Source organism: Paenibacillus sp. J22P59 (genome assembly GCF_059383895.1).
The window spans coordinates 14,501-32,800 of sequence record NZ_JBXENX010000018.1; the positions used below are offsets into that span (position 1 = coordinate 14,501).

18 protein-coding genes are annotated in these 18,300 nt (G+C 45.6%); 11 read left to right on the forward strand and 7 right to left on the reverse strand.

The features are described 5' to 3' along the window. Positions 1 to 6: 6 nt before the first annotated feature. The 6 genes from AC50YO_RS23195 to speE form a co-directional block, all read right to left on the reverse strand. Complete coding sequence (locus AC50YO_RS23195) at positions 7 to 711, reverse strand: hypothetical protein (RefSeq protein WP_494850706.1); 705 nt, start codon at positions 709 to 711, stop codon at positions 7 to 9. Continuing rightward, positions 708 to 1,574: an ABC transporter ATP-binding protein gene (locus AC50YO_RS23200; RefSeq protein ID WP_494850708.1), complete on the reverse strand. Its 867-nt coding sequence runs from the start codon at positions 1,572 to 1,574 to the stop codon at positions 708 to 710. The genes AC50YO_RS23195 and AC50YO_RS23200 overlap by 4 nt, the downstream gene beginning before the upstream one ends. Before the next feature lie 123 nt (positions 1,575 to 1,697). After that, positions 1,698 to 3,377, reverse strand: coding sequence for an arginine--tRNA ligase (argS, locus tag AC50YO_RS23205; RefSeq protein WP_494850710.1), 1,680 nt, complete (start codon positions 3,375 to 3,377; stop codon positions 1,698 to 1,700). 199 nt (positions 3,378 to 3,576) lie between these two features. Beyond that, entirely contained in the window at positions 3,577 to 4,026 is a 450-nt protein-coding gene (locus AC50YO_RS23210; protein ID WP_494850712.1) for a YwiB family protein, read from the reverse strand. 64 nt (positions 4,027 to 4,090) lie between these two features. Then, entirely contained in the window at positions 4,091 to 4,621 is a 531-nt protein-coding gene (locus tag AC50YO_RS23215; protein WP_494850714.1) for a DNA-deoxyinosine glycosylase, read from the reverse strand. Positions 4,622 to 4,724: 103 nt separating this feature from the next. Continuing rightward, positions 4,725 to 5,552, reverse strand: coding sequence for a polyamine aminopropyltransferase (speE, locus tag AC50YO_RS23220; protein WP_494850715.1), 828 nt, complete (start codon positions 5,550 to 5,552; stop codon positions 4,725 to 4,727). 191 nt (positions 5,553 to 5,743) lie between these two features. On the opposite strand from speE, the gene AC50YO_RS23225 reads away from it, so the two are divergent. The 7 genes from AC50YO_RS23225 to AC50YO_RS23255 all read left to right on the forward strand — a co-directional run bounded on the left by AC50YO_RS23225 (position 5,744) and on the right by AC50YO_RS23255 (position 13,222). Further along, positions 5,744 to 7,846, forward strand: a complete 2,103-nt coding sequence (locus tag AC50YO_RS23225; RefSeq protein WP_494850716.1) for a transglycosylase domain-containing protein — start codon at positions 5,744 to 5,746, stop codon at positions 7,844 to 7,846. 154 nt (positions 7,847 to 8,000) lie between these two features. Next, the gene (locus AC50YO_RS23230) at positions 8,001 to 8,285 is read left to right on the forward strand and encodes a hypothetical protein (RefSeq protein ID WP_494850718.1); all 285 of its coding nucleotides are present in this window, start codon (positions 8,001 to 8,003) and stop codon (positions 8,283 to 8,285) included. A 256-nt stretch (positions 8,286 to 8,541) separates the two neighbouring features. After that, entirely contained in the window at positions 8,542 to 9,513 is a 972-nt protein-coding gene (cyoA, locus tag AC50YO_RS23235) for a ubiquinol oxidase subunit II (RefSeq protein ID WP_494850806.1), read from the forward strand. Between the two features lie 21 nt (positions 9,514 to 9,534). Beyond that, positions 9,535 to 11,508 carry a cbb3-type cytochrome c oxidase subunit I gene (locus AC50YO_RS23240; RefSeq protein WP_494850719.1) on the forward strand — a complete coding sequence of 658 codons (1,974 nt, stop codon included), beginning with the start codon at positions 9,535 to 9,537 and terminating at the stop codon, positions 11,506 to 11,508. Continuing rightward, positions 11,509 to 12,135, forward strand: coding sequence for a cytochrome o ubiquinol oxidase subunit III (cyoC, locus tag AC50YO_RS23245; protein WP_494850721.1), 627 nt, complete (start codon positions 11,509 to 11,511; stop codon positions 12,133 to 12,135). Position 12,136: 1 nt separating this feature from the next. Then, entirely contained in the window at positions 12,137 to 12,451 is a 315-nt protein-coding gene (cyoD, locus tag AC50YO_RS23250; RefSeq protein ID WP_494850722.1) for a cytochrome o ubiquinol oxidase subunit IV, read from the forward strand. A gap of 117 nt (positions 12,452 to 12,568) precedes the next feature. Continuing rightward, the gene (locus tag AC50YO_RS23255; protein ID WP_494850724.1) at positions 12,569 to 13,222 is read left to right on the forward strand and encodes a peptidylprolyl isomerase; all 654 of its coding nucleotides are present in this window, start codon (positions 12,569 to 12,571) and stop codon (positions 13,220 to 13,222) included. Positions 13,223 to 13,349: 127 nt separating this feature from the next. On the opposite strand, the gene AC50YO_RS23260 is transcribed toward AC50YO_RS23255, so the two are convergent. After that, positions 13,350 to 13,706 carry a hypothetical protein gene (locus AC50YO_RS23260; protein ID WP_494850725.1) on the reverse strand — a complete coding sequence of 119 codons (357 nt, stop codon included), beginning with the start codon at positions 13,704 to 13,706 and terminating at the stop codon, positions 13,350 to 13,352. 312 nt (positions 13,707 to 14,018) lie between these two features. Between AC50YO_RS23260 and AC50YO_RS23265 the strand changes: the two genes are divergently transcribed. The 4 genes from AC50YO_RS23265 to AC50YO_RS23280 all read left to right on the forward strand — a co-directional run bounded on the left by AC50YO_RS23265 (position 14,019) and on the right by AC50YO_RS23280 (position 18,297). Next, a complete protein-coding gene (locus AC50YO_RS23265; protein ID WP_494850727.1) occupies positions 14,019 to 14,975 on the forward strand; it encodes a polyprenyl synthetase family protein in 957 nt (318 codons plus the stop codon). Between the two features lie 90 nt (positions 14,976 to 15,065). After that, a complete protein-coding gene (locus AC50YO_RS23270; protein ID WP_494850729.1) occupies positions 15,066 to 15,251 on the forward strand; it encodes a hypothetical protein in 186 nt (61 codons plus the stop codon). A gap of 66 nt (positions 15,252 to 15,317) precedes the next feature. Continuing rightward, on the forward strand, positions 15,318 to 17,660 hold the full coding sequence (locus AC50YO_RS23275; protein ID WP_494850731.1) for a sensor histidine kinase: 2,343 nt from the start codon (positions 15,318 to 15,320) through the stop codon (positions 17,658 to 17,660). After that, the gene (locus AC50YO_RS23280; protein WP_494850733.1) at positions 17,644 to 18,297 is read left to right on the forward strand and encodes a response regulator transcription factor; all 654 of its coding nucleotides are present in this window, start codon (positions 17,644 to 17,646) and stop codon (positions 18,295 to 18,297) included. Before AC50YO_RS23275 ends, AC50YO_RS23280 begins: the two co-directional genes overlap by 17 nt. Positions 18,298 to 18,300 lie beyond the last annotated feature (3 nt).

An 18,300-nucleotide genomic window follows, 5' to 3' on the forward strand; every position in this document is an offset into this window, starting at 1 on the left:
ATCCTGCTACTTGCGATGCCAGCGCATGAAACTGGCGGTGCCAGCCAAGACAACAAGGGTATACAGAGTGCTCCATAAAAGCGGACCAGTCCCATCCACGGCTGTATCTACTTCATTCCAACTCTCCATCACAATGCCAGCAGGAGGCAACAGCCAGGTCAGTGGACGAAGCCAAGCAGGCAAGGTATCTGCGATAGCTGTTGATGATAGCGACAAGGTCAATAGCAGGAGCAGTCCACCAATGGTGGAGATAAAGCGATTGCCGAACCACTCATATAAAAAGGCTGCCAAGACAACTCCAAGAAGAGCCAGTATGAGATGACCGTATATGGCGAACAAGGACTCTCCGAAGGAGACTTCTCGTTTGAAGGCGCCTCGGATTATAGGAAAATAAACCGCCGCTAGTGACAGTGGGAGGGTTGTAATCCATGCGGTAAGCATTCGACTCCAATAGTAACGCATGGAGCTTCGAGCGTGCATATTGGTCAATTGCTGCTGCACCTCAGGTTCTACGAAGTAGAAATTCAGTCCTAGCCATGAGCTAATCAAATAAAGAATAACGGCAGTAGCCGCATAACTGCTCATAACAGGGCTTGGGATGACAGAATAGATCCAGACCAGAATAATAAGATACAAGGCCATCGGAGTAAAATAACGATAAGAGCGGCTAAATTGAATAAGCTGATAATTCACTAGATGCATCCAGCTCATAAGTCACCTCCGGACCGCGTCAATGAAACAATCGACCCGCCCTTGCTCAGCAGTTCCTTCAAGATGGAATCACTTTCCCCCGCTTCAACAATGAGCTTCAGTACCGAATCTGATCCATCCACCTTCAGCACGCCTTTTCTATTGGATAAGGAAAGATAGTCGGTTACACCTGTTGCATGAATTCGCACAGTTGCCATCGCCAATACTGAGCCTCGTATCGCGCTCCATTCCCCGCTCGTTTGATCCATGTATAAGCTCCCCTGCTTCACACGCATAACTCGATCTGCCAGACTGCTCAACAAAACAGTCTCATGACAGGCAAATACCAACGTCATTCCCTGCTGCTTGAGCTGCCTGAGCAGTTCAACCAATTCCTTCACAGTATACTCGTCCAGGCCAGATAACGGCTCATCCAATACCAGCAGCTCCGGCTCAGAGAGCACCGCCTGAATCAATCCGACCTTTTGCAGCATGCCTTTGGAAAAGTAACGAATTTGCGTATCTCCCGCATTCGTAAGACGTACAAGCTCCAGCAGCTCTCGAATGCGGCTATCCAGCTTCTGTCGATCAAGCCCTCGGATCAGTCCCATATGTCTCAAATACTCGAATGCAGTGAATCGCAGCTTGGGAAAACGGTCAGGAACATACCCTAGCCGAGCGGGCTGTTCGCCAAGATAATGAATCTGCCCTGATGTAGGGGATGTCATGCCTAAGATTAGCCGCAATAGAGTACTCTTGCCGCTGCCATTCTCCCCTACAATCGCCAGAGCCTCTCCTTTATGTATAGAGAGGGTTACCTGATTCAGCACATTCCTCCCCTGGAATCTCTTCGTCACATCCTCCAGATTTACAATAACCTCCATCATTCTTCTCCTTATGCTGGGTAATCAATCTAGAATCCTTGATAAAAAAAGGGCTGCATCCCCGTCATCTTGGCAATGATCGGTGAAACAGCCCTTCCTGATGTCTTAGCTATGGATACTTCCTTACATCCGTTCTGGTGCGGATACGCCGACTAAGCGAAGCGCATTGGCGATGACCGTCCGAACTGCGTCTAGCAGAGCAAGACGAGCCTGTGTTTGAGCGGCATCCTCTGTGATCACGCGCTCTGCCTTGTAATAACTATGGAACTGCGAAGCCAGTTCATAAACGTACCGTACGAGTCGATGCGGTGCATATTGCTCTGCCGCCTCCGCAACCTCCTGCGGCAGCTCGCCAAGCTTGCGAAGCAGATCGAATTCCGCTTCGGAAGAAAGCTTCTCTAGATCAACAGCATCAAGCGCAAGCCTAGCAATGCCTTGCTCTTCAGCTTGGCGGAAAATGCTGCATACGCGAGCATGTGCATACTGCACATAGAATACAGGATTCTCGTTGGATGTCGAAATCGCAAGATCCATATCGAAATCAAGATGTGAATCCATGCTCCGCATGGTGAAGAAATAACGGATTGCATCTACCCCTACTTCCTCCATTAGATCCTGCATCGTAACTGCCTTGCCGGTACGCTTCGACATTTTCACCTTTTCGCCATCTTGGAAAAGGCTAACCATCTGTGCAATCAAGACTACCAGCTTATCAGGATCATTGCCAAGAGCCTCCATTGCTGCTTTGACACGTGGGATGTAACCATGATGGTCCGCTCCCCAAATATTGATCATGCGATCGTAGCCTCTGTTATATTTATCACGGTGATAAGCAATATCAGGAGTCAAATAAGTATATGAACCGTCATTTTTCACCAATACACGGTTTTTGTCATCCCCGTAAGGCATCGTTGACAACCATGTCGCGCCTTCCTCTTCATACACTTGCCCCTTCGCCTTCAAAGCATCCAGAGCCTCTTCTACTTGTCCGTTAGCGTACAGGGAGGATTCACTGTACCAGATATCAAAGCCGACACGGAATTTGCCCAGGTCGCGCTTGATTTTGTCCAGTTCCTTCTCTAGGCCAAACTCTCGGAAGAACGTGAACCGATCATCGTCAGTCAGAGACAACAACCGGTCTCCCTCTTGCTCAGCAAGCAGCTTGCCGAATCCGATAATATCTTCACCGTGGTAACCGTCCTCCGGCATGGCTGCTTCTTGGCCCAGCGCCTGGCGGTACCGCGCCTCAATTGAATGAGCGAGATTGTTCACTTGATTGCCTGCATCATTAATATAGTATTCACGTGTTACTTCATAACCTGCGAAATCAAGTACATTACAGAGAGCATCGCCAACAGCTGCCCCGCGGGCATGGCCCAAGTGAAGGCTTCCTGTCGGATTGGCACTGACGAATTCGACCTCTACCCGTTGGCCAGCACCCTTGCCTACACGGCCGTAGTTTTCTCCAGCAGCCGTAATCTCAGAGATAACCGAATACAGATAGCTTTTGTCCATCCGGAAGTTAATGAAGCCTGGGCCCGCAATTTCTGCGGATTGGATTCCGAATTTCTCTCCATTTAAATTAGCGATAATTGTCTCCGCAATTTGGCGCGGGTTCTTCTTAGCGAGCTTAGTCAGCTGCATAGCCGCATTTGTCGCCAAGTCACCATGTGCTTTATCCTTAGGCACTTCCAGCACGAAGGCCGGTAGCTCTTCGCGTCCAGCAAGCCCCCCTGCCACCACTGCATCTGCAATGGCTTCTTTGACCTTCTCATACATTTGATCCAATACGTTAGTAGTCATTTATTTTTTCCTCCTAAAGGTTTTGCGTAGCAAAATCCAACATCGAAAGCATACGCTTAGGTTTTGCGTAGCAAAATCCGACTTCGAAAGCTTACGCTTAGGTTTTGCGTAGCAAAATCCGACTTCGAAAGCTTACGCTTAGGTTTTGCGTAGCAAAATCCGACTTCCCGTTATTTATGGGCCACTTCGCCCCGCTAGCCTATACTCGTTGCTCCACATGAAGCTTATTCTGAAACCGACCCGATAATTGTTCATTAACCCACAAGTCATACTCCCATTCGATCAGGAACGGCGGCACAAGCTCTGCCCCTTCATATCCATTCTGTGGAGCAGCAGTTAGTTTCTTCGTATCGGTCTCCATTCGGAATGACGTGTACGGAGATTTATAAAATCCGTCTCTTCGAGTAACTCCTGCCATGAACAGCTGCTCTGATTCGACTGCGCCTCGTCGGGTAATCGACAATTCATTGGTTCTGTAGCGTACAAGCGTACGTATCTGATCCGCATCAGTACCGCCCGCTGGAACTTCTTCATAGCGAATATAGATAGATCGCTCCTTACGGAACCATTCTCCATTATAGATATGTACACCTGTCGAGCCATCCTGCGTGCTCTCTAGCGTTATTTTTACAAGCATTTTGTCCAACATGGTCTTACTCCTATTGATTCCGTCTTCTTATATGTTACTACTATATACAGGACAGCCCGCAATTTCAACGATTAGGTGGCATTTCACCGTTCAAATAGGGCAATAGAACACTCCAGGCTGCTATTCGATCTTCAAGGTTCCGCATTTTTTGCGTCGGTATAGGGCTTGTTGAAGGCAGCTTCACTAAAACAATCGTTTCAAAAGCAGGATGATTCTTATAATATTTGCGGAAGGTATCATACGCTTTGCTTCCATTGAAGGCGAAGCAGCGAAGCTGCGGGTACTTCGCAATAAGAGCAGGCAAATCATTGGGCTTCTCATCGCGAATGTTGACGTCCAGACTTCCCTCCCTCACACAGGATTCAATGACATCGAACACCGCCAAATGATGCTCCTGAAGAAAAGCAATTCTATTCCTATAGTCCGCATCAGGAGCGCCTGCTCCAAACAATCCATAGACAACTCCCCAGAAATAATTGCGTGGATGCCCGTAAAATTGTTGATGCTCAAGAGATTTGACGCTAGGCGCCGTTCCTAATACGAGCACACGAGCATGTTCATTAATAATGGGTGGAAATGAATGAATTCTAGTCATGCTTACCCCGCCCTTCCCCTATTCGTTATCGCTGTCTCCTCAGTATTCTTCAAATAAATAAAAAGCATCATCCACTTGATGGATGATGCTTTGGCTTGTTCGTTTATTTTACCAGATCTTCTACAAATTTCGGCAATATGAATGCTGCTTTGTGAAGACGCGGAGTGTAATACTTCGTATCAATCTCAGGGATGGAAGCCTCGTCCACCTCAAGCGGATCATACTTTTTGCTGCCCATTGTGAATGTCCACAGACCGCTCGGATACGTTGGAATATTCGCGCAATAGACACGTACGATCGGGAATACTTCTTTTACATCTTTGTTAACGCTTTGAATGAGATCGGCTTTGAACCAAGGATTGTCCGTTTGAGCAACGAAGATGCCGTCTTCTTTCAATGACTCGTAGATGCCTTGATAGAAGCCGCGTGTGAACAGGTTCGCCGCAGGCCCTACTGGCTCCGTGGAATCAACCATAATAACGTCATAAGTATTCTTATGATCATGAATGTGCATGAAGCCGTCGTTTACGAGCACTTCAACACGAGGGTTGTCCAATTCACCTGCAATTGAAGGCAAATATTTTTTCGAATATTCAATAACCTTGCCGTCAATATCAACAAGAACCGCTTTTTTTACCTTAGGATGCTTCATCACTTCGCGAATAACGCCGCCATCGCCGCCGCCTACAACCAGCACGTTCTCTGGGTTTGGATGCGTATAAAGCACAGGGTGAGCGACCATTTCATGATACACAAACTCATCCTTAACGGTGGTCATTACCATGCCATCAAGAACGAGCATCGTGCCGAATTCTTCCGTTTCAATCATATCTAACTGTTGAAAATCAGTTTGTTCATTTACGTAGCTCTTTGTAATCTTCGCCGTAATGCCGAAGCTCTCGGTTTGTTTTTCCGTATACCATAATTCCATGTCGCTAGATCCCTTCTTTCCTTCAATGGTTCACAGGTTCACCCTGTATTATAGTAGTTCGAGGGGAAAAAGCAACCTTTTCCAAGCGATCTAACAAAAAAAATAGTCAGCTCCGATGACTCGTGAATATCGCGGTCTCCCTTTTTCCATACTAAGGAAAAGGAATCGTGTATACGAAGGGAGCCGGCAGCATGAATAAGCCGAACGTCCGGCCGGGCAAACCGCGCCGTAAATCTGCTTTTCCTATTCTTACCGAACGGTTTCTCCCGCAACTATTAAGGCTCAGAAAAAGGCTGCGCTGGACCATCGGAATAATGATCGTGATGACTGTACTGGTCAGTGCTTCACTGCTCTATTTGAGATTTCAATCACTCCCAGTTGCTTCAATTAGTCAAACATCGCAAATGCTTGATCTGCAGGGGCAAGTTATTGATACTTTCCATACGGGAGAAAACCGAAGATCTGTACCGCTAGAGGAAATATCTCCTTATGTCATACAAGCGACACTAGCTATCGAGGATCGCAGGTTCTACGAGCATCTTGGCTTCGATATGAAGGGGATGGCAAGAGCGGTTCTAGTCAATGTAGAATCCTTCTCAGCCAAGCAAGGCGCCAGTACGCTTACACAGCAGCTGGCACGCAACCTGTACTTAACCCATGAGAAGACCTGGCAGCGCAAGCTCAAAGAAGCGATCTATACCATACAGCTGGAAATGAATTATTCCAAGAATGACATCCTCGGCCTGTATCTGAATCAAATCTACTATGGGCATGGCGCTTATGGCATCGAAGCCGCGTCCGTCATGTATTTCAACAAGAAAGCGTCCGAGCTGTCACTAGCAGAGAGCGCCATGCTTGCTGGGATCCCTAAGGGCCCTAAATATTATTCGCCATTCATGAATATGAAGAACGCCAAGGACCGGCAGCATACAATACTCAAGCTGATGGCCGAGAACGGTAATATTACAGCCCTTGAAGCCTCATCGGCTTATAAAGAAGTTCTAAGCTTCCAACCGCTCAGCTCGGGGGAACAAGCCGGATTTGCCCCCTATTTCCGTGACTACATTCGTTATGTTGCCGTCGATAAGCTCGGAATCAATGAGCAGCTGCTGAATGAGGGCGGCATTACGATTTATACAACGCTCGATCCTGTAGCTCAACGGGCTGCTGAAGAATCCGTTAAAGAAGGACTGCGGGGCAGTGAAGACCAACAGGCCGCTTTAGTTTCAATTGATCCACGAAATGGGTACATTAAAGCAATGGTCGGTGGACGTGATTATAAAATCAATCAGTTCAATCGAGTATTGGCCGAGACGCGTCAGCCTGGCTCTTCATTCAAGCCGATCCTTTACTTAACAGCACTTCAAAGTGGATTCATGACGCCAATAACAAGGTTCAAAAGCGAGCCAACCTCCTTCAGCTATGATGAGGGCCGCAAAACGTATGAGCCGCGTAACTATAATGATAAATATTTCAATGATTACATCGACATGCGGCAAGCTATCGCAAGCTCGGACAATATCTATGCCGTCAATTCCATTATGACCGTTGGAGCAGACAACGTAATTGCGACAGCACGGAAGCTCGGAATTACAAGCCGGATGACAGCCTTGCCCTCGCTTGCGCTTGGCACTTTCCCAGTAAGCCCCTTCCAGATGGCATCCGCATTCGCTGTTCTCGCTAATGGCGGCATGAAGGTGGAGCCTCTGGCGATTCTGCGAATAACAGATAGAGATGGGCATACACTATATGAAGCGGAGCGACAAGCCGAGCAGGTTGTGAGCAGTGCCCATGCGTATATTCTGACGAGCCTGATGGAGAGTGTCTTCGAAGGCGGCGGAACCGCGAGCCGGGTATCTTCTTATATAAAGAGGCCTGTAGCGGGCAAGACAGGAACGACGGCTACCGATGCTTGGCTTGTCGGGTACACGCCAGAGCTGGCAACAGCCGTATGGGTTGGATACGACAAGGACCGCAAGCTAACAGTAGCTGAGGCCCATCGTGCTGCACCGATCTTCGCCAAATACACAGAGCAGGCCCTATCCGCTATTCCGCCGAAGATTTTCCCTATCCCTGAGGGAATTGTCAGCGTATATGTGGACCCAACTAGCGGCAAATTAGCCGAGGAGACCTGCCCGAATAAACGTCTGGAGAATTTCGTAAGCGGAACTGAACCTACAGAAGTATGCGGCAAGCCATTGGAGAATAATAATTCGCCAGTGGACAGCGACACCAAGGGAGCTTCCGAGCATTTCAAATGGTGGAAAGATTTGAAGCGCTGGTGGCAGGAGTAGGACATAAGAACCGATATATCCAATATTTGAATGTGACCTTTGTCTAGATATGTCGGAAATTTGATCAAAAAGTGAATTTTCTTTGAACATTTACTGTAAGATGTGTTATAGTAAATTATAGGTAATAACTTATAACGTTACGGGAGTGTTGAAGATGACAACAAAAACAGCATCAGTAAGTAATGTTCAACCCACATCGGCTGCGAGCGTTAAACGCTTGGTTACATTAATGACCGCCTTCGCATGGACCGCATTGACGGTAGGCGTTCTACTGTGCCTAATTAATTTGGGTCACTTTAGCGACAAGAACGTTTATCTCATGGTCGGCATCGGTTGCCTGGTAGGCAGCGTATTCATATTTGTAATCGGCACAGCAATTGGCCTTGTTCATGCAAGAATGAATCAGGCTTTATTAGAGAAGAACCAATCACAGCAATAGCCAGTCAATATGACCCTATATAGGTCAAATAAAAACCGCTTTTCTCCCACTAATTGGAGAGAGCGGTTTTTATTTATTTTAAAGGGATGAAAGGATAATTATCACAGTTGTCTAACAGGTGAACATTCTATTACAGAAAAAAGACGAATTGTTGACGTAATTGTTAAGTCAGCAGTTATTATGGTTAAGTTCTGTTATCGTTGTACTACGAGAACAAACAAGGAGTTGAAGCAATGTGAGACCGTATATTCGTTGGATGATCCCTCTTACCATTATGTTAATGGCCATCCTGCTGACTGGCTGCGGCGAGCAATACTTAGTTATGGACCCGAAAGGGCCTGTAGGTGAGGCACAAAAGGATCTCATTAATATTAGTGTTATTCTATGTGCAATTATTCTTGTACCGGTGCTTGCGTTGACCGCATTCATTGTGTACCGCTACCGTGATAAAGCAGGAAGCAAAGCAGCTTATGCACCTGAATGGGAGCATAATACAAAGCTCGAGATTACGTGGTGGGCTATTCCGATCGTGATCATCGCGATTCTTGGTGTCATTACAGTTAAATATACGTATGAGTTGGAGCCATCCAAGCCTCTCGTATCCGATAAGGAGCCCATCACGATCGAAGCGACTTCGCTCGATTGGAAATGGCTGTTCACTTATCCTGAAGAAGGAATCTCGACCGTCAACTACATTCAGATTCCTGAAGATCGGCCTATACGCTTCCGGGTGACTGCTGATACAGCGATGAACTCCTTCTGGATTCCTCAGCTCGGCGGTCAAATTTATGCGATGTCCGGCATGGCAATGACTTTGCATCTTCAAGCTGATGAGCAAGGTGTCTATTATGGTTCCGGGGCGAATTTCACCGGTAAAGATTTTGCAAAAATGACCTTTGATGTGAAAGCAACCTCTGAAGAGGATTACAGCAAATGGATTCAGGATGTTAAGAGTACGTATCCTGAATTGACAACTGCTGGATTTGAGAAGCTTAGAGAGCCTGGCGCCTCTAATCAACAGTTCTTCTCAGGCTTCCCAGAAGGCTTGTTCGATAAGATTGCAATGCAATATGTTGAAGAAGGCGCTACTGGCCATCACCATGGCGGCGCAGCTAAGACAGAAGGCACTACTGCAAAAGATGAAACATCCAAAGAACACGAAGGCATGGATCACGAGAACATGGACGAAGCTCCAGTTGCCAAAGTGGATCCCCATGCAGGACATTAAAAGGTTGAAAGGAGACGCCACATGTTTCAGAACTTTATGGATTTCTTGATGAACGATTTCTTCGTAACTGGCGACCCGCTAATTCTAGGCGCTCAGGTATCCATTGCACTGTCTATGGTTGCAGTCGTTGTCGTTCTTACCTACTTCAAAAAATGGCGCTGGCTATGGACGGAGTGGTTGACCACTGTCGATCATAAAAAAATCGGTATCATGTATATTATCGCATCCATTCTAATGCTATTCCGCGGCGGTGTAGATGCACTGCTTATCCGGACCCAGTTAGCGTTACCGCAGCTGGAATTCTTGAATCCGGATCACTATAATGCGATATTCACAACGCATGGCGTAATCATGATTTTATTCATGGCGATGCCGCTTATGTTCGGTTTATTCAATATCATCGTGCCTCTTCAGATTGGTGCGCGCGATGTCGCATTCCCGTTCCTGAACTCCCTCAGCTTCTGGCTGTTCTTCTTCGGTGCAATGCTGTTCAACGTATCCTTTGTTATTGGCGGTTCGCCAGATGCTGGTTGGCTCGCTTATCCACCGCTGTCAGAGCTATCAGGCAGTCCTGGTTTAGGGCAAGACTTCTATATATGGGGTATTCAGATTTCGGGTATCGGTTCCTTAGCATCCGGTATTAACTTTATCGTTACGATTCTGAAAATGCGTGCTCCTGGCATGAAGCTGATGAAGATGCCGATGTTCACTTGGTCGGTTCTCTCTTCTTCGATCACTATTATTTTCGCTTTCCCAATCTTGACCGTAACTTTGTTCCTATTATTCATTGACCGTTATCTAGGCGCCCACTTCTTTACGCTCGATGGCGGCGGTAACCCGATGATGTATATTAACTTGATCTGGATGTGGGGTCACCCTGAGGTGTACATCGTTATTTTGCCGGCATTCGGTATTTTCTCAGAGATCGTATCGACGTTCTCCAAGAAAAAACTATTCGGTTACAAATCAATGGTATTCGCCCTTATGTCCATTAGTTTCTTCTCTTTCTTTACTTGGGCCCACCATTTCTTCACAATGGGCTCGGGAGCTAACGTCAATGCCTTCTTCGCTATCACGACGATGTTGATCGCGATACCGACAGGGGTTAAGATATTCAACTGGCTGTTCACCATGTTCCGCGGACGGATAACGTTCTCGCAGCCTATGATGTGGACGCTGGCGTTCATTCCGTGCTTTGTTGTCGGCGGGATGACAGGGGTTATGCTGTCCGTTGCGCCAGCTGACTTCCAGTTCCATAACAGTTACTTCTTGATCGCGCATTTCCACCAAGTGCTAATCGGTGGTGTCGTATTCGGATACTTTGCAGGTCTTTACTACTGGTGGCCAAAAATGTTCGGCTTCAAGCTGCATGATGGTCTTGGCAAATGGGCATTCTGGCTATGGAACATTGGTTTCTATGTCTGCTTCATGCCGCAATACGCACTTGGTCTGATGGGTATGACTCGTCGTTTCAACGAGTATAACTTCGACATGGGCTGGCAGCCGCTTAACGTTGTATCCACAGTTGGTGGATTCATCATGGGTCTGGCATTCCTGTTCCAAGTATGGCAAATTGCACACAGCATTAAGTTCTACAAAAAAGAACCAACTGGCGACAACTGGGATGGCCGTACGCTCGAATGGGCAACTGCATCTCCAGCGCCTGTATACAACTTCGCTCGCATACCTGTAGTTGAGCATCAAGATGACTGGTGGGAAGAGAAGCAGCGCCTGGCTAAAGGCGGCAAGCCTAAGCCGCTGGCACCGCTTGAACCGATTCATATGCCGAAAAATTCGGCGATTCCGTTCATCATGTCCGTCTTCTTCTTCATCGCTGGCTTCGGCTTCGTATGGGGCTGGACTTGGATGATCGTACCTGGTCTGATTGGTGTGGTAGCATGTATGATCGCTCGTTCATTCAGTTATGATACCGACTACTACATTCCAGTAGATGAGATCGAACGAACAGAAGCAGCGTTAGGAGGTAGCAAATAGATGGCACATACTGTAACTCAGCATGGCAGTCACGGTCATGATAATCATGACAACCATGACGGTCACCATGATCACGAAGAAATAAAAGTATTCGGCTTCTGGCTGTTTCTCATAACCGACGTTATTCTGTTCGGTACCCTGTTCGCTACGTTTGTCGTGCTCCGCTTGAGCACGGCAGGCGGGCCAACGCCGGGTGATATGATCGAGCTGCCGGGAATTATCGCCTCCACCTTCATTTTGCTGACTAGTAGCTTTACCAGCGGTCTTGCTTTGCTTCAAATGAATAAAGGCAACACCAAAGGGCTTATCGGATGGCTTATTGTTACTGCATTGCTAGGCGCTTCATTCCTATACCTTGAAGTAACAGAGTTTATTCACCTGGTACATGAAGGCGTCAATATCGGTACTAGTGCATACTGGTCCGCATTCTACACGCTTGTAGGAACGCATGGTCTTCACGTTACGGTCGGTCTGGTCTGGATGATCGGCTTGATGATTCAGCTTCGCAAACGCGGCATTACGCCTGTAACGAAGCGTAAAGTCAATATTATCAGCTTGTACTGGCACTTTCTGGACGTTGTCTGGATCTTCGTCTTCACAGTCGTATATTTGATGGGGGTGATGTAGGATGGAACAACATAATTCGCATACCGAATCCCATGGTTCAATGAAATCCTATGTCATCGGCTTTATTCTATCTATTGTACTGACGATTCTTCCACTGGTCGTCGTACTCAATGATTTGATGAGCAAAAAAGCAACTGTAGGTTTCATTCTTCTAATGGCTGCTTTGCAATTGCTGGTTCAGCTGTTCTTCTTCATGCATATCCGTGATGAGAAGAAGCCTCGCTTCAATGCAATGGCGCTAATATTTGGTCTTATCATTATGCTGACGATCGTGGCAGGTTCTATCTGGATTATGTCATATAATGTCGTTGGTTAATTGAATTACACAGCCTGAGAATCAGCATAACAGCTGATTCTCAGGCTTTTTTTTAGTTATCCTCGTATGCTATGATTACCTGACAGATCAACTAGTACATAAGGAGGGTTTAACCCGATGTTTCAACAAATTACGCGCATACCGATCTTGCTGCTCCTTACAGCCGCTTTAATCTTAGTCCTATCTGGTTGTGGTCAGGACAAATCAAAGCCTGTAGAGCAGGGTTCAAATGCGTCTGACAACGCATCTGACAAGAATCCTATCGTAACGATAGAGATGGACAATGGAAAAAAAATTAAGGTAGAGTTGTATCCGAAAGTAGCTCCCAACACCGTTAACAACTTCATTTCTCTTGTACAAAGCGGATTCTATGACGAAACGATCTTCCACCGTGTCATCCCCGGCTTTATGATTCAGGGCGGTGACCCTGAAGGTACAGGCATGGGCGGCCCCGGTTATGGTATCGCTGGGGAGTTTTCTTCCAACGGATTTACGAATGACCTGAAGCATACGAGAGGCGTCATTTCGATGGCTCGTTCCAGAAGTCTGGATTCAGCAGGCTCCCAGTTTTTCATAATGGTTGCTGAGGCTCCTACGCTTGATAACAGCTATGCTGCATTCGGACAAGTGATTGAAGGAATGGATACGGTAGATGAGATTGTCAACCAAAAAACCATCCCTCAAGATCGTCCTGAAAAGCCGCTTGCGATGAAAAAAGTAACTGTCGATACCAAAGGCGTGGAGTACGCAGCGCCTGTAACAATTAAATAAACGGCACAAAAAACTGACGATCCCGGGATCGTCAGTTTTTTGTGAAAAAATAGTGCTCTATATAGAGAGTTTCAATTACCCCGAACAGAAATGATGCATAGAACAATCGCATCCTTCAAATGCAGCATCAATTGAAGCATTCATGAATCCGATCAAAGGTATGCAGAATGGCTACAAACTCTTGAATGATCTCTCGATCGACGGTACAATAACCCCGCCAGCCATAACAATCCTTTAGCAATATGCACAATGAATCGTTCGTTTGCATGCCCCATACTTCCTCAACACGATAAGATGAATTATGGGCAGATTGCTCCCCTTGCTTCTCATTAACAAAACCTATGAATAAAGAGGACTGCCCTGCCAAGGCCTCCGCTAATTTTCCTTCTTTCATTTTCTCAATCTGATTAGGCCAGACTGGATCATTCTCAAGCTGCTGATATAACCCCTTAACTTGGCTTACGGAAGTAAGCAGACTACTCATTAGGGAAAAGTAGTATGCTTTAATGGTCTGATTAAACCCATTAAGTTGGTTTCGATAAATTCTCATGCTCTCCATATACGTTGGATCAAAGCTGCTATGCATTTATTCCGGTGCCCCCGTCTCTTCATTGAAAACATTTAATAAAATATCACTATATCAACCATAACTCGTTCCTAACGATTTATCTCCATAGACTTCATTGGGGTATCCCCTAAAGTTTTTGGGGTATTTCGCGATTTTGTCCCAAAAAAACACAACTAAGGAACTACTATACATGTATGATTAAAGAACTACAGAAAGGTGGTTATGAGGATGGATATAAAAGCAGGCATTCAGACTGTTAACAAACACGAACTGAAACAACGGGTTCAACAAGAAATTACTCTAATTATTGACGAGCACTTCTACCATCAAGACTTCAACAGGCTAGTCAAAACCTTCGCTCAGTACAAGCATACCGAGACGATGGTATGGTCAGAGCTAACCCTGTACACACATTACATGCTGGGCGGACAATCCCCTCATATTTTTCGGGCTGCTGCCCAGACAGAGCTTTTGGTCCTTAGTCTGGACATATTGGATGATCTTCAGGATCAAGACAACCCTGTCCCGCCTTGGATGCATGTCGAGCACCGTCTTGCTATGAACACAGCGTCTGCTCTGCTGCTTGCAGCTGCCGCCGGGGAGCCCTGCCACTCTGTTGCTCCTTCCATTGCCGAGCTGCTTATCAGAGCCCATAACGGCCAGCATCAGGATCTTGCATATGCCGTCACCTCGGAAGAAGCCTATCTTCAAGTCGTCAGCGAGAAATCTTCCTCGCTCCTGAACCTGGCTGTCCGCAATGGGTATCACCTTGTCGACAGCCTGGATGCTGAAACAGCAGGAAAGCTTGATGAAATCGCCCAGCATATCGGCATTGCTGCACAATTACAGAATGACAGCAAGGATTTGCTGCTTTCCTCAGAGCGTAATGATCTGATTCAACGCAAAAAAACTTTATCGACGATGTATTTGCTCGAGCAAAGCAAGGATTCATTCCCTTTGCTGCAGCAATACTACGATCGTGAATGCACGATGCACGAGCTTCTTGCCTATAAAAAAGAATTGATCGCCTTTATTCATGCATCTGGTGTGATGGAATACACATCAGCTGTACAATGGCTTTACTCGGAGCGTGCCAACCAAATATTCGACACGATTGCTACCATTGGCCCCTGGCGCTCTTCCTTCGCTGCAATTACTATTGACCCATACCACAAAAAAATATAGGGCGTACCCCAAATAAATATAGGGTTTATTTCCTATTTACTTTGGTATAATTAAGATTGTTAATTACTTTATAATAAAGGGGAGTTTAACATGTGGACAAAACAATTTAAGGAAACTGCTCTTCAATTAGCACAGCACAACAAATTATCGGACAACCTCTCTGCCATGCTGCAAAATGCAAAATTATCACTGGAGCAGAAGACTGCCTTAAACAAGGCTTATGGTTCCCCTCGCTTAGCAACAGATACAGGTACTACTGATCCTTATTGGTTATAATTAACATAATAGCAATGAGCCTGACTCCTGAGTCAGGCTCATTGCTATTCCATGTGAAAGGACTGTATGATGCTTAATTCAATACCTATTAGACGCTTGGTCGTTGTTCTTGTTGGTGCGGTATTATTGTTCACTCATTCATGGGTAAGCTATATCACATTCATCTATCCCTATATCGGTGCGGGTGTTAAGCAGACACACTCCAATACGTGGATTATTACTGATTTTTTCAAAAAAGGTCAGGGTAAAAAACAAGGACTTGCTATTAATGATGAGATTGTACGGATAAACGGTTTACCCGCCGATCAACACTTTAGTCTTCCTAAATACCATATTATTGAGCAAGCCCACTCGATTGTCGTTAAGAGAGATGGCGCTTATTTTTCCTATGAGTTAAATGATAAAGCAAGCCAATTCTCATCTCGTTATCTATTTGGGCTGGTTGCAGAGCTGCTCTGCTTCAGTATTGCGGCGCTTTATTACTATAAAGCCAAGCTCAGTCCATCCGTCTATTATTTGATCAGTGTGTTTATTTTAATGGGCGTGGCATTTATGTGCGCCGAGGCATCGACTCGCGCAGATGCTTTTTCCAAATTTACAATATCAACTGCAATAGCCTGTATTCCCTTTTTGTTCGCCTATTTTATTTATCTCTTTCTCAAAGAAAAAGGGTATGATCTCTTTTCGCCTAGATGGTTAAGGTATGGCCTGATTATCCTATTACTCATTACTGCCTTTCGAGTATTTTATTTTTTCCCTAGCGTCTCTCACTTGTATTACAGCATTGACCGTTTCTTAACGTTGCTTTCATTTGCTCTAGGCTCCTTGCTCAGCATTGCTTTTCTAGCCTATATGTATTTCAAGAAAAGACGTGAATATTCTTATTCAGCAATGGTTATTCGGACATTGTTGATTGCGTTTTCATATTCATTCCTGCCATTTTTACTGTTATCCATCATGCCTAACTTATTCGGACCGCCATTAATTCCTTACGATTTATCCATTTGGTTTATCGTCATATTTCCAATTGCGTTCATTTATTATAGTATTAAAAACAAGCTGTTCCATATTCAAGTTGCGGTTAGTAAAACCTTATTTTTATCCAGTCTGGCTGTTATACCGTCCTTGCTCATCACTCTGATTGCCAGCTATCTCATTACTGAAAACCTATCTGCTACTCAAATATCTTTTCTCGCGGGTACGGTATTCTCCATTGTGGCCCTTATGATTTATATTATTGATAAATATCATCAGAGCTTGACCGGGTTTTTATTTCCTCAAAAACATCGGTTGATCCTCGCCTTTAACCAAATGACGAATAAAATCAGACAAGTGAGCAAGCTCGAGGATTTGCAGCACCTGCTGCTGCCTGACCTTTGTATAGCGCTAGGCATTAACACTGCCGCCATTCGCCTGTATGATAATGGTAATATAAGATATGCGTCATACGGACATGTGAATCTGGATGAGATTGAATTTGCAATCGGCAGGGGCATGATGAATACGTCCAAATATGATATTTATATGATTAAGCAAGAACGGGACTATTCAAGCAATCTAATCGTGTCTAGAAATTTCTCTGACCGGCCCTTCCATCCTCAGCAGCAGCAATGGGTAGATATGCTCGTATCCTATTTGGCTGTCGTCATCGAGAATATTTATCTCATTGACAAGCTGTCTCTTGTCTTGAATGAAGTCACATTAAGTGAAACATCAGCCGCCAGCAATGAATCGGTTCATCAGACCTCGTGGCTAAGAAAATCCGTATTCCAAATGCAAGAGCAGGAGCGCCAGCGGATCGCTTCTGATCTGCATGATACGATCATGCAGGATATTTATTTCGCGAAGCACCGCGTTCAAGCCTTGCGCAACCTTAGCCTCGACCCCGGAACGATGGACAATGAACTGCAGGAGCTAGCTGATTATTTGGATATTATTAATGTGAATATACGCGAAACTGGCTTCCGTCTCTATCCGTATATGCTGACCGATGTTGGATTTTCTTCTACGGTCTCCAGTCTTATTGAGATGGAGAGACCCAATACAGCTTTCAAGCTGCATATTCAAATCATGGAGCCTGCCCGCTGGGATGCTCTGCAGCCTGAGGTCCATCATCATCTCATTCGTATAACACAAGAGCTGATTGCTAACGCGAAGAAGCACTCGAATGCTTCCAGTGTTCACTTCAATTTCAGTATTACTAATCAACAGTGTTGTCTTGAATATCGGGATGATGGCGTTGGCTTTGATCCTAATCAGTTCTCCAAAGGGATCGGCTGGCGTGGTATTGATCATCGTCTACTGAGTATGGAAGGGAATTTGCAAGTGATTACTTCAATCAACAAAGGCTTGACCGTCAAAATATCCTTGCCAGAAGAAAGGGGGAGGGCAATTGAAGGAATCCATTAAAGTGCTTATTATAGATGATCATCCGGCTCTAGGGCTCGGACTTCAGCATCTATTAGAGCAGGACAGCTCCATTCGAGTGCTTGGCGTGGCTTCATGCGGGCATGAGGGAATTCGGGTTGTCCAGCATCTAAGGCCTTCTGTCGTATTGCTGGACTTGAATCTACCCGATGATACAGGGGTTAATATTGCCGCTCAAATCAAAGAGTTATATCCAGCGATACATATCATCATTCATACCGGTTATGATTATATTCCTTACTTTAATCGCCTAATTCAAAGTGGAGTCAGCGGCATGCTGAACAAGAATGCTGCTCCCCAAGAAATTATTGATATGATTCATGCTGTCATGCGTGGTCTTACTCTGCTGCCCCTTACGCTGCTTCGGCAGGTGCAATTGCAGACCCCAGAGCATACCAGACATTATTGGGAAGCAGATTTAACCACCACGGAGCATAAAATCCTCACCATGGTGGCTCATAAGTATACCAATGCAAAAATTGCTGGCGCTATTCATATGAGTGAAAGCTCTGTAGAAAACTATTTAAAGAAAATCTATAGAAAATTAGGTGTAACTTCAAAAGCTGAGGCGATCGCCAAAATTGCCAACGATGATCGGTTCCAGCAATTACTGGACTAAGCG